Source organism: Larkinella insperata, from assembly GCF_026248825.1.
In the GTDB taxonomy this organism is placed as follows: Bacteria; Bacteroidota; Bacteroidia; order Cytophagales; family Spirosomataceae; genus Larkinella; species Larkinella insperata.
Genome location: NZ_CP110973.1, coordinates 2,884,308 through 2,908,601, shown reverse-complemented (window position 1 = coordinate 2,908,601; position 24,294 = coordinate 2,884,308). Strand labels below are relative to the sequence as shown.

The following is a 24,294-nucleotide window of genomic DNA, read 5'->3' as shown; positions in this document are numbered from 1 at the left end:
GGAATTAGAATGACAGACTCAGGTTGGCACCGATGCTGCGCGAGCTGGGCAATTCACCGTACGCAAAACCCTGTTGATTTCCGCCGAAACGGTCTACTTCAGGATCAACATGAGTGGTGTTTTTGAACAGCATGAGCAGGTTCCGGCCCACCAGCGAGATTTTGGCCGAGCGGAGTTTAATCCGATTCAGGAAAGCCGTCGGAATCTGGTAGCCAATCGTGGCTTCGCGGAGTTTGACGTAGCTGCCGTCGTAGATCGACGCTTCGTGGTAGCTCCTTGGGTTGTTGTATCCGATGAGGTTTTTGGCCGGGACAATCACCGTGTTGGGCACATAGTTCGGGTTTTCGGCCGTTCCGGCGTTATAAACTCCCTTTCCAATGACCCCTTCTTCGCGTCCGAGGGCCGTTTCTTCGTACTGGCCGGTCCAGCGGGCCGTTCCGGTTCCTTCATCGAAGAAGTCGCCACCCCATTTCACGTCAACCAGCGCCGACACCGAGAAGCCCCGGAATGACAGGCTATTCAACCAGCCGCCGGTCCATTTAGGCTGAATGTTGCCCAGAATCCGGGGCGTTGACGAAACCACCGGATAGCCGTTGGCTCCGTAAATGATCTGTCCATCGGGTGCGTGCTCGAAACCAACCCCATAGAAACTGCCGTACGGTTGTCCTACGCGGGCTTCCGTAATCAACCCCTGGCGCGTGGTCAGGGTGTAGGTCGTCAGACCCTCCGCCAGTTCCAGCACCTTGTTGCGGTTCCGCGAGAAGTTGACCGTCGTTTCCCAGTTGAAACCGCTACCGGTTTTGACGGGTGTCCCGGTCAGGACCACTTCAAGACCTTTGTTGGTGATTTTACCGGCGTTCAAAAAGCGGGAGTTGTAACCGCTCGCCTTGGAGATTTCGACGGCCAGAATCTGATCACGCGACACCTGGTTGTAATATGTCAGATCCAGGCCGACGCGTCCTCTCAGAAAACGGACATCCAGACCCAACTCGGTACCGGTCGTAATTTCCGGTTTCAGCGTTGAGTTGGCAATCTGCGTATTTTCGTAAAACTCCGGAGTTGAGCCCGCCCAGGACGTTCCGGCCCGGAAGGTTTGCAGCAACTGATACGGCAGGGCGTCGTTCCCCACCTGCGCCCAACTCGCCCGGACTTTACCGAAAGAAATCATATTGCTCTGCACATTCAGCAAATCCGTGATGACGGCGCTGGCCGATACCGACGGGTAGAAATACGAACGGTTGTTGGACGGCAGCGTACTCGACCAGTCGTTACGGGCCGTTGCGTTCAGGAAAAGGGCGTTTTTGTAACCCAATTCGAACGATCCAAACACGCTATTAACCTGTGATTTTTCAATACGGCTCTCGGCGGTATTCCGGCTCGGGTTGGCGTTGGAAGCGTTGTATAAACCGTCAACAACCAGTTCACCCACACTGAGGTAATTGCGTTTGTAGTAGTTGGTCCGTGAAATTCCCCCTACCTGAATATTTGTCGTGAAATCCGTGCTGAGGGCTTTGTTGAAGGTCAGGATTGCATCGTGGTTGGTTTCCTGCCGACGCAGGACTTCTTCGGTAAAGGCGCCGGGCGTCCGGTTGCCGTTCCGGACCCGCTCAAAATTGTTGACGCTGATTCGGGTATCCGTCCACACGTCGGTTCCGCTCCGGACCATCAGGCTCAGCGAAGGCAGGATTTTGTAATTCAGGGCGATGTTGCCTACTAGGCGGTCTTTCTCGTTGTTGTTGGGTAACATTTCCGACGAGAAGAACGGGTTCGTGAAAAACGTGTGCTGCCAGTTCGGCGGATCGGTATCGGCGGGTTTGCCAGCAACGGCACGCTGAATGTGAACGCCCGTGTAATCGCGCCAGTTGCGGAGCTTGGCCCAGTCGTTCTGCCGGTGTGACCAGATAAATTCCTGACCGCTGCTGTAGCTCCGGTTACCACCCGATTTAATGTATTCCGCCGAAATGGTCGCGCTGAAGTTCGACGTAAAATTGTACGCCGAGTTCAGTTTGAAGTTGTTCCGGTAGAAGTCATTGAAATAAACCAGCCCTTTCTGATCCAGACGGCCCAGGGATAACCGGAAGCTGCCTTTGTCATTGCCGCCCGAAAGCGCGACGCTGTTGGTAATGGATTGACCGGTTTGCCAGAAATCTTCCCAGCCGTTGGGGTTTGGCGTCAGCGGAGCCACGTCTTTGCCGGTCCACCAGTGACGAACCAGCCGTCCATCCATCGGACCGCCCCAGCTTTCGTCGGTTCCTTCCGTACCGGTCAGCGGAGCATTCGGGCCGTACGCAGCGCGGTATTGCTCAATTTCCAGCGGATCGGTAATGGCGCCCGACCAGCCGTCGTTGTACCAGGTGCGGTAACCGTGTCCGCCCCCGTAGATATTCTGAAATTTCGGCTTGATCCACGGACGTTCGAAGGTCACATTGGAGTTGATTTCGACCCCGATTCCCTTCGTTCCGGCGCCGTTTTTCGTCGTGATCAGAATCACCCCGTTGGCCGCCCGCGATCCATAAAGAGCTGCTGCGTTCGGGCCTTTCAGCACGCTCATTTCCTTAATGTTGTCCGGGTTCACTTCCGAAATACCCGAACCGTACGTCTTGTCAAACGACTGCTGAATGGGTACGCCATCAATAACGATCAGCGGCTGGTTGTTGCCCGATACCGACGCAGCACCCCGAATCTGAATCGTGGAGCCGCTGCCCGGACCGCCGTTGGAACTCACCCGCAACCCGGCCACTTTACCGGATAACGCATTCACGACGTTCGACGAACGGGCTTCGGTGAGCGACTGGCCTTTGATTTCCTGGACGCCGTAGCCCAGCGATTTTACTTCTTTTTCTACGCCAAAAGCCGTCACGACGACCTCCGCTAGCGATTTCACATCCGATTTCATCGTCAGGTCAAGCGTCGAGCGGTTGCCAACGGTCACTTCTTCGGTCAAAAAGCCGATGGAACTGATAATCAGGGTGGTGTTTTCACTGGGAATTTTCAGGCTGAATTTGCCTTCATTATCGGTTGTCGTTCCGGTCGTACTGCCTTTAACCACCACGTTGGCACCCGGGAGAGGCCCTTCATCAGCCGCCATAATTGTCCCGGTAAGCGTGCGGGTCTGAGCCGTGGCCACGACCATGGATAGCCATATCATCCCTACTATCAGAAGTAGCGTTCTCCTCATACAATCAGTTAGGTTAGAAAGATGAATAGTTGAAAAGATCCGTTGTCATGCAAACCCGGTGCGTCAGACGGCCGGACACTGGCCGCTTCGCCGAACCGCCTTTCGCAACCGGGCGCATGGCAATGGCTGATTGCCAGACAGTGCTGGCGTTCAGTTTCTTTGTTCGCCCGTTTCGGAAATCGGGATGCGCAACGACAAAGCGCGGCCCGACCGACCAGAACGTCGGCGACATGTCAGGATTATGGATAAACGGAATTACAAGATCTGCACTGGTTGTTCAGGCAGATTCTCCGAACCAACTTGCTCCATGCAAGAGCATTTCATTCGGCTTGGGTCCATCCGGTAGTGCGGCCAGCGGAAAGTCCCAGTAGAAAAGATGAGATTACTGTGGTTTGTTGATAAACCAAAATTAAGCAAAACATTATTTACACCAAATTTATCAACTGTTTTTTTAAGTATTTACGTACAAAATTTTCAATAAGTTTTCATTTACCAAATACTATCATCAAATAGAGAAAACAATTTCTACCTAAAGTGCAACTTTCAGGGCAGGACGGACAAGAACGGCTATTGGCGGGCAATTTGTGGTGGATGCACCCTTTCTAAAAGGGATCGTTATCCGTTAATAACCGTTTTTATTCTTCTCACTGAGGGAAAGGCCCGCATCAGTCCAGCGGCAAGCAAAACGGGCGGAAGTTGCCTCCCGCCCGTCGGTTACTGTCTGCTATTTTTGTCGCCCACATACCGTTCGAAAAATTCGTAGATCCGCAGCAACCGGTCGATGCGCTGACGCACGTTGCCCGTTCGGCTCAGTTCGTGCGTGCCGCCCGGCATCCGGACGTACTCGACCGGACGACCCAGAATTTTCAGGCTCTTGTACATCATTTCGCTCTGAATGACGCCCGTCCGCAAATCGTTTTCCCCGTGCTTGATCAGCAGGGGCGTCCGGATGTTTTCGACAAACGTGTACGGCGAATTTTGGTTCAGGACTTCCTGCACCGATTTTTGCCACGGATACCCGCCGAAATAATTCGGAACCAGCCGCCAGGCGTTACCCTCTCCCATGAACGTCGTAAGCTCGTAGACTCCGCGCTGCGAGAAGGCCGCCTTGAACCGGTTGTCGTGGGCCACAATCCAGGCCGTCAGGTAGCCCGCGTACGAACCACCCGTAATCACCTGCCGGCTCGTATCGACCCAGGCTTCGCGGGCCGCATCGGTTGCCGCGGCCAATACGTCCTCCGTCGGACCCGTCCCCCAATCCCTGATGTTGGCGCGCTGGAACTCGATACCGTATCCGCCCGATCCCCGGGGATTGGCGTACACCACCCCGTACCCCTGAGCGCAGAAATACTGGTGTTCGTGCCACATCGAAAATTCGCCCGGCCCCCACATCGCTGTCGGGCCTCCGTGCATGTTGAGCAGCAGCGGATATTTTTTACCGGAACCGGTAGCCTTACCGTCCGCCAGGGCCGTCGGCTTCATAATCCAGTACTCGACGGTTTGTCCTTTGGAATTTTTATAGGTGCGTTTTTCCGGAAAACTCAGGGCTTTGCCCGAAACCCAATCGTTGTGGCTGCTCAACTTGACTGCGCCGGTCGTAATCGGTCGTTGGGCCGCAGCGCCGGTCCAGTTTGCTACGTACAATTCCGACGGGTTGGCTACTTCGGTTTTGGCAAAAACCACCTGATCGCCCGCCAGATCGAAGGCGTTGATGCCACTATCAAAATCCGACAATTGTGTTACCTGCCGGGTAGTGGGGTCCAGCCGGTAAAGCGGCATCCCGCCGTTCGACGGAGCCGTAAAAAATACCGCGTAGGCCGTAGCCCCCTTTTTCTTTTTTGATTCCGCCCCCGAGGCCGTCCCCCATTTCAGGTTACCCGCCGACCGGTCAAAGGCGATGGGCTGCCAATCAGAAACGGCTGTTCCGTTCAGCCTGCCCACGGCAATCTGTCCGGTGTTGACGCCCTGCGCCGAGCTGGTCAGCACCGCCAATTGCCGACCATCGGGCGATACCGCCGGAGAAAGATAGGTTTTGCCCGGTTCGGATAAGACACGGACCTGCTGGCCGGAACCGTCGGCGGCCAGCCAGATCAGGGCGGCATCCTGTTCCCGGTCGGGGTGCTGAAGCGTATCGCGGTCCGTAACGGTCAGAACGCCCCGGCCGTCGGGCATCCAGACCGGAGCGCGGAAGGAGTAAAAACCACGCGTCAACGGTTGCGGGGTTGCGTTGTCGGTTACTTCAATGCTGTACAGGTGCGTAAAACTCAGTTCCGGCTCGGTTGCGGCTTCGCCCTGAAAGTTCAGCCGGTTGATGACTTTGGCTTTTTTATCCTCTACGTCCTTATTGAGGTAAGCCCGGATTTCGGCCAGCGAACCATCGGGATTGGGCTTTACGGTTTTGTCCGGTTTGATAAAACTATTGTCCGGAAAACCCGGCTTTTCCAGCGACCAGGCCGGAACGGTTTTCGCCGGATTCAGGAGGGAATCTTTCAGCAGTTCCGACAACGAAACGCTGGCGGTGACTAAAATGCACTTGCCATCGGGCGACCACTGCGGGCTGGAAGCGCCGTAGCTCAGGTTGGTCAATTGCCAGGCTTCTCCCCCATCGAGCGGCATCACAAAAACCTGCGACTTTCCTTTCACGGTCCGCACAAACGCAAGGGACTTACCGTCGGGCGACCAGTCCGGCTGGCGGGCGCTTTCACTGCCGTTGGTCAGGGCTTTGGCGCTGCCGGGTTTCAGACCGGACAGATAAAGGTGCGTTCTGTATTCGTATTCGTCTTTTTTGTCCGGGTCCGGTGCCGTGGTCGTCAGGGTGTAAACGGCCTGTCTACCGTCGGGGGAAGTCTTAATACCGCCAATCTGTTTAATGCGGGTCAGGTCGGTAACTACAATTTTTTGTTGAGCCGTCTGCGCCCGGATGCCGTGAAAGGCCAGCCCGAACGCGACCGCCAGCAGAAGTTTTCTCATGGAAAGTTTGTTGCTGAATGAAACCCGAAAATAACAAAAAGCCGGAATTATCAGTCAGCCGAGAGCAGCAGGCTTACAGGCCAACGTGGTAGTCGTAACCGCGTTCGGCCCAGAAGTCGCGGGGGCGTTCGTCGCTGAACCAGATGCTGCCGATGCGTTTGAGGTTCTTGACACCGTATTTCACCGGGATAATCAGCCGGAGCGGGGCACCGTGTACGTCGGTCAGTGGCTCGTCGTTCATTTCGTAGGCCAGAATGGTCTGCGGGTGCAGGGCGCTAGGGGTGTCAATGCCGACGTAATAACCGCCATCGGGCGTTTTCATCCCGACGTACGAGTACCATTCGTCCGACCCGCTTTTCTTTCCGAGCTGGTATTTCTTTACGAAATCGGCAAAATTGACTCCGCCCCAGTGCTGAATCTGGCTCCAGCCTTCGATGCACTTGAATTGAAAAATAATTTCCTGCTTTGGCAGCGTCTTGAGCTCATCAAGCGAGATAGACAGCGTTTTTTTGCCGTTCCGTTCCACCTGCAGGCGCCAGGCGTCTTTGTCCAGGGCGCTCCGTAAACCGTCTTTGCCGTTGACCCGAACGTTCTTTGCCGCCATTTCTTTGGGGAAAGTCGGGGCCAGGTGCGTGTTGCTGAAATACCCGTTGGCAAGCTGCTCATTCGTCTTTAGCACCTTGCGAAACACCCCGGGCAGACCGGCTTCTTTCGGCTGCGACTGAATCCACTTCCAGACGCCGTATGGCACCAGGCTGGCCAGCCCGAACAAGCCAATTGCTTTCAGCGTCCGCCGACGAATCTGCTGTTCGGTGGTCAGTTCCTCGCGCTCCGGCTTTTTGTCAGGCCGCTTTTCCTCAAGATTGTCTCTAGTCGCCATGGAATCAGGAACGGTTTTAGGCCGTTCGCATTACCTATTTATGGTTTGGGCTTATGAATAACGAATTTCCATTATTCATTGGTTTACTCCGCCGTGTTGGAGGAAGTCCTTTCCGGCATACGCTTCTCCACTTCAAAACCGGTAATCATCGACCGGAACGTGTTCCAACCGGCCCGGATGACCTGCGCGACGTGAATAACAAAAAACAAAACGTAGCCGATGGTCAGTATAAAATGCCACAGCCGGGCACCCTCGTAACCACCCAGCAGGCTGGTCAGACCCGCGAACTGCGTGGGTTTGTAGATTGCCAACCCCGTCAGCAGCGAACCCAGCCCCATCAGGATAATGGCGGTATAGGCAATGCGCTGGGCACCGTTGTATTTTGCCTGCAGGGGAGCGGTTTTGCGAATGCCCAGATCATGAAGCAGCACCTGCCCGGCTTCCCGGAACGATTGCCGGTTGGGCACCAGTAGCCGCCATTCGCCGGAAATCAGGGTGTACAGAACGTACAACATCCCGTTGATGGCGAACAGCCACATGAACACAAAATGCCACGACATGCCCTCGGCCAGCCGCCGACGCAGCTTCAATGCCTGGTAAAAGGAATCCGGGAAAAACTGGATCAGTACCGTGTCGCCAAGCTGAATTTGGTACGGGTCCCAGGCCCAGTAAATGAGCAGACCGCTCCAGATCATGACAAACAGGATCGGTACGTTAATCCAGTGAAACCAGCGAATTGCCAGCGGATGCTTGTGAATGATTCGTTTCATTTGCCGACCAGTTCCTGCACCAACCGGGTCGCTTTGTAGATATACCGCATGGATGCCACGATTGCGCCGGTATTGACCGATACCGTCCGGTTTTTATCAGGAACGAAAATAAAGCTTCCCGGCAAACTTTCCATATTACCGTCGAAAGCCAGCCCAACGGCTTCCCGGTTTTTGTTGATCAGCGGACTTCCCGAGTTACCGCCGATGATGTCGTTGGTGGAAATAAAACACATCGGCTGCCGCAGCAACTCGGCGGGCGGGTTGAGCCAGCGCTTGGGCAACGACCACGGAAATTTACCGTTGAATGAATAATACCGGTCATACAGACCCGCAAAGGTGGTTTGGTAGGGTGCAACGGTTCCGTTATAAGGTACGCCTTTCACCACGCCATCGTTGATCCGCAGCGAAAAAGTAGCATCAGGTGGAATGGCAGTGCCGTATACTTCATACAGCAAACGCCCCAGATTACTCCGCAGAACCGCCTGCCGCCGGTTGATTTCCTGCGTAGCCAAAGCCGCTTTCTGGTAACGCGGCACCGCAATCCGGGCCAGGGCCAGCAGTGGGTCGTTGTCGGCGCTGATCGCGGCCGGGCCTTTCGTAATCAGGTCGTTGATGTAGCCCTGATCGTTCATTTTGGTATTGTTGAGCAGGTAAGCAGCCGCTTCTTTGGGCGATTTCCCGTTCAGGGCTGCTTTTACGTACGGATCGTCGTTGCCCAAAGCCGCCTGTACTTCGCCCAGGTGAGCGGCCAGATAAGCTTCTTCCAGCGAACGATCGGTCAGCCTGGGGGTCTGCAACAATTCCTTCATCTGCTCGGCCCGACCCGGTGACTGACGGGCGGCTTCGGCGTACATCGCCAGCAGATGGGCAAAAACCAGCAAGTCGCCCCGGGCCAGTTCCAGCGGTGCGAGGTAGGTATTGTCCTTGTAGTATTTCCGCAGATCCGCCACATTGTTGGCCAGATCGTCCCACAGCTTGAGGTTGATATCAACGCGGGAAGCGGTATTTCCGACCGCCGATTCGTTGCCAGTTGCCCCATTGCGCCCCGAACCGGTACTGACTTTCGACTGGCCGCGTCCTGCTTCCAGGCGCTGGGCGTCGGCTTTGAACTGCTGCTCGAAAGCCGCTTTCCGGGCCATCAGGTATGGATCGCGCAACCCATCCAACTGCCCGCCGTACGCTTTCAGGCTGTTTTCCAGACTAAAAATCTCATTCTGAATGCTGTCGTTTTTGGCCTTCGCGTTGTAGGCCTGCAGGGCATCGGCGCGGTTGCGGAGCAGTTGCAGCACGTACTGAATTTTCAGGTCGCGGTCCAATTCCAGTTCGGCCACGGTTTTGAGCCGCTCCGTACTGCCGGGATTGCCGGTCACAAATACCGGCTCTCCTTCCTTGATGCCGTTGGGATTGAATTTAAAGAAATGGGTAGTCCGCAACGGCTTGCCGTTGTCATAAACCCGGAAAAACGAGAAATCCAGCGCGTAGCGGGGGTAGGTAAAGTTGTCGGGATCCCCTCCGAAAAAGCCAAGCTGTAACTCGGGCATCAGCACCAGCCGGACGTCGTTGTACCGCTTGAAACCGTACAGCGAATACCGCCCGCCGTTGTAAAAGGTGATTGTTTGCAATTCCAGCCCTTTCCAGTCGGCCTGGCTACCGTATTCCTGTTTGATGGTGGCAAATTCCCGCTCGCGGAGTTGCAGTTGTTCGGCTTCCGACTTGCCAAGGGCCATAGTGGCCTGCACCCGGGTCGTTATGTCTTCAATTTTCACCAACTGATCGACAAACAGGTTCGGCACCTTGCGTTCTTCGGCCGGGGTTTTGGCAAAGAAACCGGTACTGTTCAAATCCTCGCCTTTGCGCTGCACGCCCGTACCTGACTCGCGGGCACAGTGGTGGTTGGTCATCACCAGGCCGTTGGCCGACACAAACGAAGCGGAGCAGTAATCGGCAAACCGCAGCGACGCAAGCCGCACCTCGTCAAACCATTTCTGATCGGGCGTAAAACCGTAGGTTTTCTGAAAATACTCCTGGGGCGGTGTATCAAACGTCCACATTTTCCCCATATCGAACTGACCGGCTTTCACCGTATCGGGATTCAATGTGGGCTGGGCCGAAACGGCGAACGTTTTAGCCAGTAGTAAAGCGGTCAGCAGGATCCTCATTTCTGAACTGGAATTAACATCTGAACTTGGATGACACGGATCAAAACAGTCGGCGCGGGGTATCCCGCGCCGAAGCGGAGTTAAGCAGGAAGATTCGCCGTTGATTGAATTTCCGCCAACCCATCGATTGAGATGACCTCCGTTCAGGACATTTCATTCTTTACAACAAACTCCTGGGCTTCCTTGTCGTCTTTTCGGACGAAGGGCCGAATAATAAGTCGCGTTCCGCGCTCGTAGGTAAACAACCGGTAAATCCAGTTGCTCAGCACCACCAGCTTACTGCGGAACCCAATCAAATAATAAATATGAACAAACAGCCAGGCTACCCAGGCAATGAAGCCGCCAAGGTGTAAGTTACCGGGCAAATCGGCTACGGCCCGTACGCGTCCGATGATGGCCAGCGAGCCTTTGTCGAAATAATCAAACTTAGTCATCGGCTCCCGGCGAAGCAGTCGGCGTAAGTTTTTCGCCAGGTGTCTTCCCTGCTGAATGGCGGGTTGCGCTACACCCGGGTGCCCATTCGGGTATTTTTCGGTTCTCATCAGGGCAATGTCACCGATGGCAAAAATATCGGTGAAGCCCTCGACCTGATTGAATTCGTTGACCATTAGCCGACCGCCCCGGCCAATGATTTCTTTCGGCAGACCGTCGATGAGCGCGCCCGTGACGCCAGCCGCCCAGACTACCGTCTGTGCCCGGATTTGCTCCCCGCCTTTGAAGGTAACCACCTCGCCGTCGTAGGATTCAACCAGCGTTTTCAGTTTGACGTTCACCCCCAGTTCTTCCAGGTATTTATGCGTTTTGGCACTGGCTTCGGGCGACATCGGCGGCAGAACCCGGTCCAGCCCTTCCACCAGGTAAATATTCATTTTGCTGAAATCCAGGCCCGGATAATCACCCGGCAGCACGTGCTTCCGCATTTCCGCCAGCGAACCGGCCATTTCTACCCCGGTTGGCCCCGCCCCGACAACCACAAAATTCAGCAGCCCTTCACGAAGCTGCGAATCAACCGTGATGCTGGCCTGTTCGAACGATTGCAGCAACTGGCTGCGCAGGTCCAGCGCTTCGGGAATGGTTTTGAGCGAAAATGAATACTTCTGCACCTGCTCATTGCCAAAGAAATTAGCCTTGGTTCCGGTTGCAATGACCAGATAATCGTAGCGCAGGTCACCGATCATCGTCTTCACGGTTTTCGCCACCGGATCAACGCCCAGAACCCGCACCAGCCGGAAGTGGAAATCCTCGTAATCTTCGTCGAACATTTTGCGGAGCGGCTCGGCAATGGCGTCGGGTTCCAGCCCCGCAGTAGCAACCTGATACAGCAGCGGCCAGAAACCGTGGTAGTTCTGCTTATCGAACATCACAATCTGGAAATCTTTGCCATTCAGTTTTTTAACCAGATTGAGCCCCCCAAATCCACCACCGATGATAACCACCCGTGGTTTGGTCGTTTCGGGAATATTGAGTGAAAGTTTATCAAAATTCAGCATAACTGTCGTGTGTTAATCAGGTCGTTGCTATGATAACTCTACTTCGCCTAAACTGTTAAGTTCTGTCTTGTTATACTTTTTGAACGCCCTCTGACGTAATAACAAATAGTACGTTCAATGAATGCCCGAATGAAGCACTTCTTCCTGTTTTGCCTGATTTTTTTTGGAATTGGAACCCCAGTTCTGGCCCAGCCATCGCCCGGCCGACCCCTTGTAACGGTCAGTGGCTACGTTTACGAAACCGGCAGCCGGGAAGCGCTGATTGGCGTGAATGTGTACCTGCCGGGCACCTCCACCGGCACCACCACCAACACCTACGGCTTTTACTCGCTGACCCTACCCGCCCGGGACAGCCTCACGCTGGCGTTTTCCTTCGTCGGCTACGAACCCGTTCAGCAAACCGTCTCGTTGCGGAAAAACCAGGACGTTACGGTGTTGCTGACGCCCGGCCAAGTTCTTTCGGAGGTTACCGTGAGCGGCAGCCGCAACCAGGAAAAAGTGAGCGAAAGCCCTCAGATGAGCAAAGTAGACATCCCCGTCGCTCAAATCAAAAAGATACCGGCTTTTCTGGGGGAGAAAGACGTGCTGAAAGTGCTGCAACTCATGCCGGGGGTGCAGAAAGGCTCTGAGGGCAGCACCGGCATCTACGTGCGCGGGGGCGGACCCGACCAGAACCTGATCATGCTCGACGACGCCATTGTGTACAACGCCAACCACCTGTTTGGCTTTTTCTCGGTCTTCAACGGCGATGCCCTCAAGAGCGTGGAACTGATCAAGGGCGGTTTCCCGGCCCGCTTTGGCGGACGGCTTTCCTCCGTTATTGAGATGAACATGAAGGAGGGCAACAAGGAGAAGCTGCACGGCGAGGGCGGCATTGGCCTCATCGCGTCCCGACTGACGCTCGAAGGACCCATCACGAAAAAGAAATCCGGCGCGCGTTCGTCCGGGACACGTTCGTCTTCGTTTCTGGTGTCGGCCCGGCGGACCTACCTGGATTTTCTAGCCCGGCCCATTATCAAGCAGCAAACCGACGGGCAGACCGTCGCCGGTTATTACTTCTACGACCTGAACGCCAAAGCGAATTACGATTTCGGCCCCAAAAACAAGCTGTACCTGAGCGGTTATTTTGGCCAGGACCGGTTTTACGCCGATGACAAGGAATCGCTGACCAAAATCAACCTCGATTGGGGGAACACCACAGCCACACTCCGCTGGAACCACCTGTTTACGCAACGGCTTTTCTCCAACCTCTCGCTGATTTTCAGCAACTATAAATTTCAGATTCGGGCGGACGAACGGGACGCAGTAACGGCAGACCTGTTTTCGCTGCGCTACAGTTCGGGTATCCGGGATTTCTCGCTGAAGTACGACGTTGACTTTTACCCGTCTCCGCAGCATTCGTTGCGGTTTGGGGTTCAGAGTACCGCACACCGCTTTACGCCCAGTGCCGTGGTGCTGCAAAATACCCTCATCAACCAGTTTACGACCGAAATCGACGCCATCGATGTGCTCGAATCGGGCTTGTATGCCGAAGATAACTGGCGACCCAACGCCCGCTGGCGCATCAACGCGGGCATCCGGCTGAGCCATTTTGTGCAGAAGCAAGTCAACTACCTCCGGCCCGAACCGCGGATTTCGGCGGCTTACATCCTTAAACCGTCGCTGTCGGTGAAGGCGTCGTATGCGCTCATGAACCAGTACGTCCACTTGCTGTCGAACACCGGGATTGGGTTGCCGACGGATTTGTGGGTACCGACTACCGATCAGGTAAAACCGCAGCAGTCGCAGCAGGTCGCCATCGGTCTGGCGAAGGATTTCAACGATCGGCAAACCGGCCGCGGTCTGACGCTCACCGTTGAGGGCTATTATAAAACCATGAACAGCATCATCAATTACCGCGAAGGGGCCAGTTTTTTGCTGGTCAACGATCCGACTTCCGCCAACCAGGTGCGGTGGGAAGACAACGTAACGGCGGGCCGGGGCTGGTCGTACGGCGGAGAGTTTCTGTTGCAGAAAAAAGCCGGGCGGTTTACCGGCTGGACCGGTTACACCCTTTCCTGGACGCAGTGGCAGTTTCCGGAGCTGAATTTTGGCCGGAAGTTTTTCCCGCGCTACGACCGGCGGCACGATATTTCGCTGGTAGGCATTTACGAGCTCAGCCCGCGCATTACCTTGTCCGGTACGTGGGTGTACGGCACGGGCAACGCCCTGACGGTGCCGCTGGCGAAGTATCAGGCCGCCACCCACCAGCCCAACCCGATCATCAACAATGACAACTCCTTTATCAACTCGTTTTTCAGCTACGGACGGGCGGTCAACGACTACAGCACCAAGAACAGCTTTCGGGCCGAAGCGTATCACCGGATGGATTTTGGCATTCAGTTTCACAAGAAGAAGCGCCGTCATGAACGCACTTGGGAGGTTAGCGTGTATAACCTCTACAACCGCCGAAACCCGTTCTTTTACCAACTAACGACCCAGACCAAAGAGCAAACCAACCAGCCGACGCGGACGGTTTTTCAACGGTATTCGGTTTTTCCCATTGTTCCGTCGGTTACGTACGGCTTTAAATTTTAGGTTCTTATGTTTCTTCGTTCGCTCTTTTTGTGTGTCCTGACTGCCTTCGGAATAACGGCCTGCCAGAATCTGGTCACCGAGGTTGATCCGTCGAACCTGCCCCAAATGGACCGTAAACTGGTCGTTAACGGATATCTGTCGCCCCAGGATACAGTTCTGGCCGTATCGGTATCCAGTTCCCAGACGGTTTTGGGCGAGGTAGTCAGCGATTCGGTCAACGCGGTTCGGGATGCCACGGTTCAGCTCAGCAGTGAGGGGAAAACCGTTACGCTAACCTTTGATCCGCAGCAACGGGTTTATACGGCTGACGCCCGGCAGTTTCCCATCCAAACCGGAAAAATATACACGCTCCGGGTCGGCGCGCCGGGTTTTGCATCCGTAACCAGTTCCTGTACGGTTCCGAAAGCCGTTCCGATCAGTGATGTTAAGATTGACTCCACCCGGACTTATTCCAGTCCCGGGTCTGATCCGATCTGGACGTATCAGTTTCGGGCCATGTGGCAGGACCCGGCGGGCGAACCCAATTATTACCGGGTTGCTGGCTACGGCGAATGCCTGAACTGGCCGCCCCGCTTTCCTTCCGCTCACATAGATACCAGCGAAGCAAAAATCGTAATGCGGGGCATAATCGCCTTCGGACGACAGGAGCAGTTTGTCGCGGATCAGAATCAGGACGGCCAATTGCTTACCTCAGCCCGTGGCGAGTTGCCCCAGTTTTTTGACTTCTCTTTTTACGATAGTGCTGAGCAGAAGAATTATTCCGGCGAGCATCCATTTTCCAGACCGCTGACAATCCGGGTTTCCGTGTTACAGACCGACGAGAATTACTACCGCTATCACCGGGCACGTCAGCAGCAGCGCCAATCGCAGAACAACCCGTTTGCCGAACCCATTCTGATGCCGTCGAACATTCAGGGCGGGCTGGGTTGTTTTGCGGCTTACAACCGTTCGACTACCGAACTTCGTCTGTAATCTCTACCAGCTCCGATGAACCTCCAAGATTACCTTGTCCGCTGGAATCTCGTTCCGGATGGAGACCTTCTAACGACCCACAGCAGCCGTCTTCTGCCCGTCCGGCGGAACGGCGAACCGGCCATGCTCAAAATTGCCGATGAAGCCGAAGAAAAGTTTGGCGGGCTGCTGATGGCGTGGTGGAACGGACAGGGAGCGGCCCGCGTGCTGGCCCACGACCACGGGGTTCTGCTGCTGGAACGGGCGGAAGGGACGCGGTCGCTGGCGGCCATGGCCCGGAACGGTGAGGACGATGAAGCCAGCCGTATACTATGCAACGTGATCGCCCAGCTCCATGCGCCCCGGCCCCAGGTATTACCGGACTTAGTTCCGCTCACCCACTGGTTTCGCGACCTGGCGCCCGGCGCCGAAAAATACGGCGGTGTTCTGGTGCAATCGGCCGCCGTCGCCCGTTACTTACTGGCCGAGCCGCAGCAAGTAACGGTTCTGCACGGAGACGTGCACCACGGTAACGTCCTCGATTTTGGGCCGCGCGGTTGGCTAGCAATTGATCCCAAACGACTGATTGGCGAACGGGGGTTTGACTATGCCAATCTTTTTTGCAACCCTGGACGCGAAACAGCGCTGGCTACCAATCGATTACAAAACTAACTGGACGTTGTGGTGCAAACCGCGGGGATTGACCGCAAGCGGCAATTGCAGTGGATTCTGGCGTATGCGGGTCTTTCGGCCGTCTGGTGTCTGGATGACGGTATTAATCCCTACACTGATTTATCCATTGCGGAGATCGCGGCCGCCGAGCTGACGAAGCTTGGAGAATAGAAAGAAATATCTGTATCCAAATCAGAAGACCGTATAATAACAATCTTTCTTGCGCCATTTAATATAAAAATCACAATTTATGCCTGACAATTAGTTACTTTAGTTCCCGCCCATCCACGACATGCTGTCCTATGAAACATCTGGTTATGATGCTATGCCTTCTCCTTTCCGGTTACTGTGGCTGGAGTCAGCCACAGTATACGATCCGTGGAAAGGTTTCTGAAGAGGGACGCGGCACCGTGCTGGCCGGTGTGCACGTGTATGTCCCCGAAAACATGCTCGGCACTACGACCAACGTCCGGGGGGCGTTTGCCTTAACGCTGCCCGCTCAGGACAGTCTGACGTTGGTCTTCTCGCACGTGGGTTATCAGACGGTCCAGAAAACGATTGCGTTTCAAAGCGACCAGGAACTGGAGATTGCGTTGCCGGTTGGACAGCTTCTGGAGGAATTAAAGGTTCGTGCCACAACGGAGCGGGTCGCCGAAAACGCGCAGATGAGTCAGATTGGCGTTTCGGCGGAAGAGATCGCCAAGATTCCGGCCCTGTTGGGAGAAAAAGACGTTTTGCGGGTCCTGCAATTGCTCCCGGGTGTCCAGAAAGGCTCCGAGGGCAATACCGGCATTTACGTCCGGGGCGGGGGCCCCGACCAGAATTTAATCCTGCTCGACGACGCCGTTATTTACAATTCCGGGCATTTGCTGGGCTTTTTTTCAGCGTTTAACGGCAGTACCGTTCGCAGCATCGAACTCACAAAGGGCGGTTTTCCTGCCCGCTTTGGCGGACGGCTTTCCTCCGTTATCGAAGTAAATACCCGGGAAGGAAATTCGGAAAAACTGGCTGGCGAAGCCAGTGCGGGTCTGGTTTCGTCACGGCTGTTGCTGGAAGGGCCGCTTGGCAAAAAGAAGGCGGATAAATCGCCTGCAACGTTCCTGATCGCGGGGCGCCGAACCTACATCGACTTGCTCAGTAACCTGCTTATGCCTTCTACTCAACCGCAGGCGGTTCAGAGCAATACCTTTTTTTACGACCTGAACGCCCGGCTGAACTACACGCTCGGCCGGAAAGATAAACTTTTTCTAAGCGGCTACTGGGGCCGCGACGCCTTCATCAACAACCAGGCGACGAGTGGCAGTCCGTTACAGGGCAGTCTGAACTGGCGAAATTCCACCGCCACGCTCCGCTGGAACCGCATCCTTTCGGACCAGGTCTTGTTTAACGTTTCGCTAATCTACAATCAATACCAGCTCAATGTTGCCAACGAAGGCTTGGCTGAACTTGACACGACCGGACTGCGGTATTCGCTCCGGTATCGGTCCGGCATTCGGGACCTCTCCCTGAAATACGCCGTTGAATTTTACCCGACCAACCACCAGATTCGGTTTGGCCTCCAGACCACGCAACACCGCTTTACCCCCGGCGCCGTGGTGACGGCAGGAGACCGCGAGCCTACCTCGCCCGGTGTGTTTATTGACGCCCTGGAATCCGGTCTGTACGGCGAAGACACCTGGCATCCGGCATCCCGCTGGCGGTTGAACGCCGGTTTCCGGCTCAGCCACTTTCTGATGCTTCAAACGGGGAAGCTGGCCACCGACGGCAAGGCAATGGACCAGACCAACTTCCCCATTCCAATCATCGGTCTGCTCATCGGCTTAGCCCCCAGAACCAGCCGCCCCGTTCAGTATTTCAGGGCGGAACCGCGGTTGTCGGCGGCTTTCCAGATCGACAGTTCCACGGCCATTAAAGCTTCGTATGCGCTGATGAACCAGTATGCCCACCTGCTGTCGAACAACGGCATGGGGTTGCCCGCCGATTTGTGGATCCCCACTACCGCGCGCATCAAACCCCAGCAGGCTCAGCAGTTTGCCGTTGGCCTGGCTAAAGATTTCATCCATCCCACCAATCCCAGCCGAAACCTGACTTTTACGCTGGAAGGTTATTACAAACTTCTCCAGAACACCATCAGCTACGCGGAAGGCACCAGCTTCTTGAACACAGAAACGTCAAAGTCGGCCAGTCCGACTCCGTGGGAGAACAATATCACGACGGGCCGGGGCTGGTCGTACGGCAGTGAAGTTTTTCTGCAAAAGAAAACCGGACGCCTGACGGGCTGGATTGGCTACACCCTTTCTTGGACCTGGTGGCAATTTCCGAGCCTGAATGGGGGCGCGAAATTTACCCCCCGCTACGACCGGCGACACGATGCCTCCGTGGTGGGTATATACGAAATTAAGCCCGGAATTACGCTGTCGTGGACCTGGGTCTACGGCACCGGCCAGGCCCTGACGCTGCCCATTTCCCGGTTTTCGGGCTACGAAAACCGCCCGACCTACTACGTCGGCGCGGGAAAACCGCATCAGCAATTGTTCGGCCTCGGGCCCAACGTCAAGGAATACAGTGGTCGCAACGGCTTCCGGGCTGAATCGTACCACCGGCTGGATGTAGGCTGCCGCTTTTTTAAACAGCGAAAGCACTACGCCCGCACCTGGGAGGTTGGCGTTTATAACCTGTATAACCGGCGCAATCCGTTTTATTACTCCCTGGAAGGGAAAGATCAGGGACCGGGTAAACAATCAAAAAGCGTGTTATACAAATATTCACTGTTCCCGGTGGTTCCGTCGGTTAGTTACACGATAGCTTTTTAATTCCGGTTCTATGAAACGATTCAGCTTTCTGTTTGGTGCCCTTCTGTTTTTCTCCTGCCAGAGCCTTCGGCAGGAAGTGGAGCCTCAGCAACTGGCCGACGAACCGGTTAAGCTGATCGTGGCTTGCTTTATTTCACCCCAAGATACGGTTTTAGCCGCCAAAATTTCCCGTTCGCGCCCGATTCTGGACGATGATCCGGTGAGTGGACTCAACATTACCAGCGCTACCGTAACGTTACAGACTGGCTCGCGCTCCATTGTCCTGAAGTTTCATTCCGGCCTCCAATACTACCGGGCCGATCCGGAAGTCTTTCCGATTCGGGCTGGTGAGACCTATCAGCTAAAAATTAAAACCCGGGACGGCCAATTGTTACAGGCCCAGACGACGGTACCGGACGCGGCTAAGTTGCAACGGGCTAAACTGGATTCGGAACGGGTGGTTGAAAACAACGAAGTGAAAAAACGTTTTTTTACCCGATATTACTGGACCGACCTTCCCAATCAGAGCAATTATTACCAAACCGATGGAGTGATCACCTACCCCTGCCTGACGTGTACGCCCATTGAAACCATCCGTCAACCAGTACAGTTTATGACCGGCGAAGGCACCCAGGCGCTCTACACCGATGAGGACAACCCGAACGAACCCATGACTTCCGACAAAGGATACATGGGCGCTTCCATTCCCTCGAATAAGCACTTTTTCCCCGTATTTTTCAGCAGACCGTTTGTGCTGACGGCCAGTTTGCTCCATGTAAACGACGATTATTTCCGCTATCACCAGGCCCTGGCCCAACAACTCGAAATCGAAAGCAACCCGTTTGCCGAGCCGGTGCCCATTCCAAGCAACATCCAGGGAGGTCTGGGCTGTTTTGGAGCGTATAACCGTTCGACGGTAACCGTGAGGTTGAAATAAAGCCGAGCGACTGCTTCTTAAATACTGTTAAATTCCAACCGTTTTATACTTTTTCTACTCTTTCATCGTGTAGACTTCGAACTCCTTCCTCTACACCTTCGATGAAACAAACATTACTGTCTCTATTTTTCCTCTGGCTCTCCTCCGCAACCATTTGGGCACAAAACTCAGGTAACCGCTACACGATCAGTGGTTACGTCCGTGAAAAAGGCAGCCAGGAAGCCCTCATCGGCGTCAACATCTACCTGCCGGGCACCTCCACCGGTACCACCACCAACACCTATGGTTTCTACTCGCTGACCTTACCCGCCCAAGATAGCCTCGCGCTGGCCTTTTCTTTTGTCGGCTACGAATCCGTTCAGCAAACCGTCTCGTTGCGCCGTAACACCGAACTCAACATCCTGCTGACCCCCGGACGGCTTTTGTCCGAAGTAACTGTAACGGGCAACCGTAGCCAGGAGAAAGTCAGTGAAAGCGCCCAGATGAGCAGCGTCGAAATTCCCATCGATCAGATTAAGAAGATACCGGCTTTTCTGGGGGAGAAAGACGTGCTGAAGGTGCTACAACTCATGCCGGGGGTGCAGAAAGGCTCTGAGGGCAGCACCGGTATTTATGTGCGCGGGGGCGGACCCGACCAGAACCTGGTGATTCTGGACGATGCGGTGGTTTACAACGCCAACCACCTGTTTGGCTTTTTCTCGGTCTTCAACGGCGATGCTCTCAAGAGCGTGGAGCTGATCAAGGGCGGTTTTCCAGCGCGGTACGGCGGGCGGCTTTCCTCGGTCATTGAGATGAACATGAAGGAAGGCAACAAGGAGAAGCTGCACGGCGAGGGCGGCATTGGCCTCATCGCGTCCCGGCTCACTCTGGAAGGACCCATTCAGAAAGGCAAATCGTCGTTCCTAATTTCGGGCCGCCGAACCTATCTGGATGTGCTGGCCCGGCCCATCATCCGGGCCGAAAGCAACGGAGAAGCTATGGCCGGTTATTACTTTTACGACCTGAACGCCAAAGTTAATTATGATTTTGGCCGCAAAGATAAAGTGTATCTGAGCGGTTATTTCGGTCGCGACCGGTTTTTCGCCCGCGAAACGCCCCAGGCCGAACAATCGACCAAAACCAATGCCGGATTATTCTGGGGCAACGGAACGGGTACCCTGCGGTGGAATCACCTGTTTTCCGAAAAACTGTTTTCGAATGCTTCCCTGATTTTCAGCAATTACACCTTTCAGATTTTTGCGGATGAAGAATCGTCCCGGCGCAACGGGACGCAACTAGAAAACCAGCTGTACCAACTGCGGTACAATTCCGGGATTCGGGATTTTGCGGTCAAATATGATCTGGATTACTACCCCAATCCGAAACACGCGATCCGGTTTGGGGTGCAAAGTACCTACCACAAATTCACCCCCAGCGCCGTTGTCCTGAAAGATACGGAGGCTGAACAGTTCCGCGACGAAGTGGATGCGATTCGGGTGGTTGAGTCGGGCGTTTACGCCGAAGATACCTGGAAGCCAACCCACCGCTGGCGGGTCCACGGGGGGTTGCGCCTGAGTCATTTCCAGCATAAAGCCGTCAATTACATTCGGCCCGAGCCGCGGCTGTCGACGGCTTTTGTTCTTAAGCCGGACTTCTCGGTCAAGGCCTCCTACGCGCTCATGAATCAGTACGTGCACCTGCTGTCGAACACCGGTATCGGCCTGCCGACCGACCTTTGGGTACCGACTACCGACCGGATCAAACCGCAGCAATCGCAGCAGGTAGCGGCCGGTTTCGCGAAAGACTTTACGAAAGCGGGCAGTTTGTTCGAGGGCCTGACGCTCACGGTGGAAGGGTACTACAAAACCATGAAAAACATCATCAACTACCGGGAAGGCGCCAGTTTTCTGCTGCTCGACAACCCCGAATCGGCTAATGAAGTACGGTGGGAAGACAACGTGACGGCGGGCCGGGGCTGGTCGTACGGCGGAGAGTTTCTGTTGCAGAAAAAAGCCGGGCGGTTTTCGGGTTGGATAGGCTATACGCTTTCCTGGACGCAGTGGCAGTTCCCGGAGCTGAATTTTGGCAAGAAATTTTTCCCGCGCTACGACCGGCGGCACGACATTTCGCTGGTGGGCATTTACGAGCTCAGCCCGCGCATTACCTTGTCCGGTACGTGGGTGTACGGCACCGGAAATGCCCTGACGGTGCCACTGGCCGATTACCCATCCCGACCGCACCAGCCGGTCAACAATCTGTTCAACAGTTATTATCCGGGGGGCTTTTACCCCTTTTCCCGGCCTGCCAATGATTACGGCGAGAAAAACAGCTTCCGGGCCGAAGCGTATCACCGGATGGATTTTGGCATTCAGTTTCACAAGAAAAAACGCCACCACGAACGCACCTGGGAATTCAGCGTGTATAATCTGTACAACCGCCGGAATCCGTTCTTTTACTCTTTGCAGAACAACGACCAGGGCCAGGTGGTGCTGAAACGATACTCCGTTTTTCCGATTGTTCCGTCGTTTAGCTACAACTTTAAGTTTTAAGTCTTATGCGGTTTTCTTTATGGGTACTTTTTGCCGGTCTGCTGGGATTAATGACCGCTTGCGATAGCCTGATTAACGACGTCGATCCGAATCGTTTGCCCAAAGTGGATGGCAAAATAGTGGTACAATGTTACCTTTCTCCGCAGGATACGCTGCTGCTGGCCACGGTTGGCCGGTCCCGGACGGTTTTGGGCGCTAGCCCTACCAACCCCGTTGTGATTGGGAACGTGAAGGTAATTCTGTCGGAAGGAAGCCGGTCGATTGAACTCCGGTTCGATCAGAAAATGTTGGCTTACACCGCTCCCGCGCGCGCGTTTCCGATTGAAGCCGGTAAGACCTATCAGCTGCGTGTCGAGTTGGGTAACGAGTCGGTGTCGGCTTCCTGTACGGTCCCGGAACCGGTGCCGGTTTCTTCCGTTCACTTGGATTCAACGCAGGAGCGATCCTGGTCGGGAGGTCCGTTACGCTGGGTATATACCTCCCGGATGAGCTGGCCAGATCCAGCCAATCAAGCCAATTATTACCGGGTAGCGGGCGAAGTTTCATCCATGCAATGGATTACACTTCCGTTGTATAGGCCCGGCCAAACCACCAGCGATACCATTCGAAGGTACGTGCCTATGCAATCGGTCGTCTACTTTGATAACCGAACCCAGTACGTTTCAGATCTCAATCAGGAGGGTCAGTCCATTACGTCACCCAAAGGCACAATACCGGACTATCTGAACTATTCCTATCTGGATAGCGTAACCAAAGCAAATTACGGCGGAAATGCTCCCATTTCCCAACGTCCGGTTACGATCAACCTCATGCTGCTGCACGTCGACAAAAATTATTATGACTACCACCGCACGCTCCAGCAGCAGGGGGATGTTGATGAAAATCCCTTTGCCGAGCCGGTCCTGATTTCAACCAACATCCAGGGCGGGCTGGGTTGTTTTGGCGCCTACAACCGTTCAGCCCTGACGGCTACGCTGAAGTAAGGACAAAAAAAGAGGAAAGACATCCTGACGACATCTTTCCTCTTTTCACACAGTGGATTTCAGCAATTACGCGCTTTGCTCGTTGCTGTTCATTACTTCCGTTTGCTTCCGGATGGATTCCATGTGGATGATTTTAAAGATTTCTTCCACCAATTCCGGATAGAGGCCCATTTTCTTGCCTTGTTTAGCCCGGGTTTCGTGCACTTCCTTCCAACGTTCGGGTTGGAAGACGGTCACGTTGTTATCCCGCTTGTATTCGGCCAGTTTCTCGACCAACGCCATCCGGGCGGCCAGTGTTTCTACCAGTTGCCGGTCAACGTTGTCAATTTTATTACGAATCTGCTCTAGGGCGTTCTGGAATTCCAGGTTTTGCGAATCGGCCTTCCGGATGTGCAGGTGTTCCAGCATTTCGCCGAAAGCCGCCGGAGTCAGTTGCTGAGCCGCATCACTCCAGGCGTTGTCCGGATCGATGTGTGATTCCACGATCAGACCGTCGTAGTTGAGGTCCATCTGCATCTGCGCCAGTTCCTGCAAATATGCCCGCTTGCCGGCCATGTGGCTCGGGTCGCCAATGATGGGCAGGTTCGGGAACGTCGATTTCAGTTCGATGGCCATTTGCCACAGCGGTACGTTACGGTATTTAGAAGCCTCGCCCGTTGAAAAACCGCGGTGGATGGCTCCCAGCTTCGTGATGCCAGCACCCGCGATCCGCTCGAACGCGCCGATCCAAAGGGCCAGATCCGGATTAACCGGGTTTTTCACCAGAACCGGTACGTCAACTCCGCGCAGTGCGTCGGCAATCTCCTGTACATTAAACGGGTTTACCGTCGTGCGGGCTCCTACCCACAGAATGTCAACTCCGTATTTCAATGCCAGTTCGATGTGCTCGGGAGTCGCTACTTCCACCGCAAACGGCAGCCCCGTTTCGGCTTTGGCGCGCTGAATCCACGGCAGAGCCGCTTTTCCCATGCCTTCAAAGCTGCCTGGGCGCGTACGGGGTTTCCATACGCCAGCCCGGATGACATGAACGGCGCCCAACTGGCTCAATTGGCGGGCCGTTTCCACTAATTGCTCTTCGGTTTCGGCGCTGCATGGGCCTGAAATGATGAGCGGTTTTCCGTTCGTCTCTACCCAGCTATTGAGCGGCAGGACTTCTAAACTTGGCTTCATACTGGTACTCTATGCTTGTGATTACTTCTATTACTCTATCGGAAACTTTTATTAAATTTTTTTAGTATACTAACTGTAGATACAACCGTTTTTCCGTTAACTTTACATCCCTTTTGCGCTGACAACAAAACGAGGTTAAAACAAGTTTACAAATCAGTGTTAGGATTACCGAAAACAAATTTTAACTTTCGGACCTCAAGTTGGTGCATCAGACAGTGATTATGTCAAACCGAAGTC

General features: G+C 54.7%; 14 protein-coding genes and 1 pseudogene. 7 read left to right on the top strand and 8 right to left on the bottom strand.

The window, feature by feature from the left end:
* Positions 1-4 precede the first annotated feature (4 nt).
* The 7 genes from OQ371_RS11765 to OQ371_RS11735 form a co-directional block, all read right to left on the bottom strand.
* A complete protein-coding gene (locus OQ371_RS11765; protein WP_265993963.1) occupies positions 5-3,178 on the bottom strand; it encodes a SusC/RagA family TonB-linked outer membrane protein in 3,174 nt (1,057 codons plus the stop codon).
* A gap of 13 nt (positions 3,179-3,191) precedes the next feature.
* The gene (locus OQ371_RS11760; protein WP_265993962.1) at positions 3,192-3,410 is read right to left on the bottom strand and encodes a hypothetical protein; all 219 of its coding nucleotides are present in this window, start codon (positions 3,408-3,410) and stop codon (positions 3,192-3,194) included.
* Positions 3,411-3,892: 482 nt separating this feature from the next.
* Positions 3,893-6,148, bottom strand: coding sequence for a S9 family peptidase (locus tag OQ371_RS11755; RefSeq protein WP_265993961.1), 2,256 nt, complete (start codon positions 6,146-6,148; stop codon positions 3,893-3,895).
* A gap of 73 nt (positions 6,149-6,221) precedes the next feature.
* Positions 6,222-7,028, bottom strand: a complete 807-nt coding sequence (locus OQ371_RS11750) for a molybdopterin-dependent oxidoreductase (protein ID WP_265993960.1) — start codon at positions 7,026-7,028, stop codon at positions 6,222-6,224.
* 83 nt (positions 7,029-7,111) lie between these two features.
* Complete coding sequence (locus OQ371_RS11745; protein ID WP_265993959.1) at positions 7,112-7,798, bottom strand: cytochrome b/b6 domain-containing protein; 687 nt, start codon at positions 7,796-7,798, stop codon at positions 7,112-7,114.
* On the bottom strand, positions 7,795-9,957 hold the full coding sequence (locus tag OQ371_RS11740) for a S46 family peptidase (RefSeq protein ID WP_265993958.1): 2,163 nt from the start codon (positions 9,955-9,957) through the stop codon (positions 7,795-7,797). The genes OQ371_RS11745 and OQ371_RS11740 overlap by 4 nt, the downstream gene beginning before the upstream one ends.
* A 143-nt stretch (positions 9,958-10,100) precedes the next feature.
* On the bottom strand, positions 10,101-11,447 hold the full coding sequence (locus OQ371_RS11735) for an NAD(P)/FAD-dependent oxidoreductase (RefSeq protein ID WP_265993957.1): 1,347 nt from the start codon (positions 11,445-11,447) through the stop codon (positions 10,101-10,103).
* Positions 11,448-11,576: 129 nt separating this feature from the next.
* On the opposite strand from OQ371_RS11735, the gene OQ371_RS11730 reads away from it, so the two are divergent.
* From OQ371_RS11730 to OQ371_RS11700, 7 genes and pseudogenes are all read left to right on the top strand, one after another.
* Positions 11,577-14,024, top strand: coding sequence for a TonB-dependent receptor (locus tag OQ371_RS11730; protein WP_265993956.1), 2,448 nt, complete (start codon positions 11,577-11,579; stop codon positions 14,022-14,024).
* Between the two features lie 6 nt (positions 14,025-14,030).
* The gene (locus OQ371_RS11725) at positions 14,031-14,996 is read left to right on the top strand and encodes a DUF4249 domain-containing protein (protein ID WP_265993955.1); all 966 of its coding nucleotides are present in this window, start codon (positions 14,031-14,033) and stop codon (positions 14,994-14,996) included.
* A 15-nt stretch (positions 14,997-15,011) separates the two neighbouring features.
* Positions 15,012-15,818 (top strand): annotated as a pseudogene (locus OQ371_RS11720) (aminoglycoside phosphotransferase family protein).
* Between the two features lie 146 nt (positions 15,819-15,964).
* Entirely contained in the window at positions 15,965-18,460 is a 2,496-nt protein-coding gene (locus tag OQ371_RS11715; protein WP_265993954.1) for a TonB-dependent receptor, read from the top strand.
* 10 nt (positions 18,461-18,470) lie between these two features.
* Positions 18,471-19,376 (top strand): DUF4249 domain-containing protein, encoded by a 906-nt coding sequence (locus OQ371_RS11710; protein ID WP_265993953.1) that lies wholly within the window; start codon positions 18,471-18,473, stop codon positions 19,374-19,376.
* 101 nt (positions 19,377-19,477) lie between these two features.
* Entirely contained in the window at positions 19,478-21,904 is a 2,427-nt protein-coding gene (locus OQ371_RS11705; protein WP_265993952.1) for a TonB-dependent receptor, read from the top strand.
* A gap of 5 nt (positions 21,905-21,909) precedes the next feature.
* Positions 21,910-22,887, top strand: coding sequence for a DUF4249 domain-containing protein (locus OQ371_RS11700; RefSeq protein WP_265993951.1), 978 nt, complete (start codon positions 21,910-21,912; stop codon positions 22,885-22,887).
* A gap of 66 nt (positions 22,888-22,953) precedes the next feature.
* Here OQ371_RS11700 and OQ371_RS11695 read toward each other — a convergent pair whose 3' ends face one another.
* Positions 22,954-24,057, bottom strand: a complete 1,104-nt coding sequence (locus tag OQ371_RS11695) for a chorismate mutase (protein WP_265993950.1) — start codon at positions 24,055-24,057, stop codon at positions 22,954-22,956.
* Positions 24,058-24,294: the final 237 nt, after the last annotated feature.

What these genes read in the sequence shown, in the direction of transcription:
- OQ371_RS11705 (WP_265993952.1), top strand. Translation starts at nt 19,478, where the DNA reads ATGAAACAAACATTACTGTCTCTATTTTTCCTCTGGCTCTCCTCCGCA.
- OQ371_RS11725 (WP_265993955.1), top strand. Translation starts at nt 14,031, where the DNA reads ATGTTTCTTCGTTCGCTCTTTTTGTGTGTCCTGACTGCCTTCGGAATA.
- OQ371_RS11695 (WP_265993950.1), bottom strand. Translation starts at nt 24,057, where the DNA reads ATGAAGCCAAGTTTAGAAGTCCTGCCGCTCAATAGCTGGGTAGAGACG.
- OQ371_RS11740 (WP_265993958.1), bottom strand. Translation starts at nt 9,957, where the DNA reads ATGAGGATCCTGCTGACCGCTTTACTACTGGCTAAAACGTTCGCCGTT.
- OQ371_RS11755 (WP_265993961.1), bottom strand. Translation starts at nt 6,148, where the DNA reads ATGAGAAAACTTCTGCTGGCGGTCGCGTTCGGGCTGGCCTTTCACGGC.
- OQ371_RS11750 (WP_265993960.1), bottom strand. Translation starts at nt 7,028, where the DNA reads ATGGCGACTAGAGACAATCTTGAGGAAAAGCGGCCTGACAAAAAGCCG.
- OQ371_RS11735 (WP_265993957.1), bottom strand. Translation starts at nt 11,447, where the DNA reads ATGCTGAATTTTGATAAACTTTCACTCAATATTCCCGAAACGACCAAA.
- OQ371_RS11730 (WP_265993956.1), top strand. Translation starts at nt 11,577, where the DNA reads ATGAAGCACTTCTTCCTGTTTTGCCTGATTTTTTTTGGAATTGGAACC.
- OQ371_RS11700 (WP_265993951.1), top strand. Translation starts at nt 21,910, where the DNA reads ATGCGGTTTTCTTTATGGGTACTTTTTGCCGGTCTGCTGGGATTAATG.
- OQ371_RS11765 (WP_265993963.1), bottom strand. Translation starts at nt 3,178, where the DNA reads ATGAGGAGAACGCTACTTCTGATAGTAGGGATGATATGGCTATCCATG.
- OQ371_RS11710 (WP_265993953.1), top strand. Translation starts at nt 18,471, where the DNA reads ATGAAACGATTCAGCTTTCTGTTTGGTGCCCTTCTGTTTTTCTCCTGC.
- OQ371_RS11760 (WP_265993962.1), bottom strand. Translation starts at nt 3,410, where the DNA reads ATGTCGCCGACGTTCTGGTCGGTCGGGCCGCGCTTTGTCGTTGCGCAT.
- OQ371_RS11715 (WP_265993954.1), top strand. Translation starts at nt 15,965, where the DNA reads ATGATGCTATGCCTTCTCCTTTCCGGTTACTGTGGCTGGAGTCAGCCA.
- OQ371_RS11745 (WP_265993959.1), bottom strand. Translation starts at nt 7,798, where the DNA reads ATGAAACGAATCATTCACAAGCATCCGCTGGCAATTCGCTGGTTTCAC.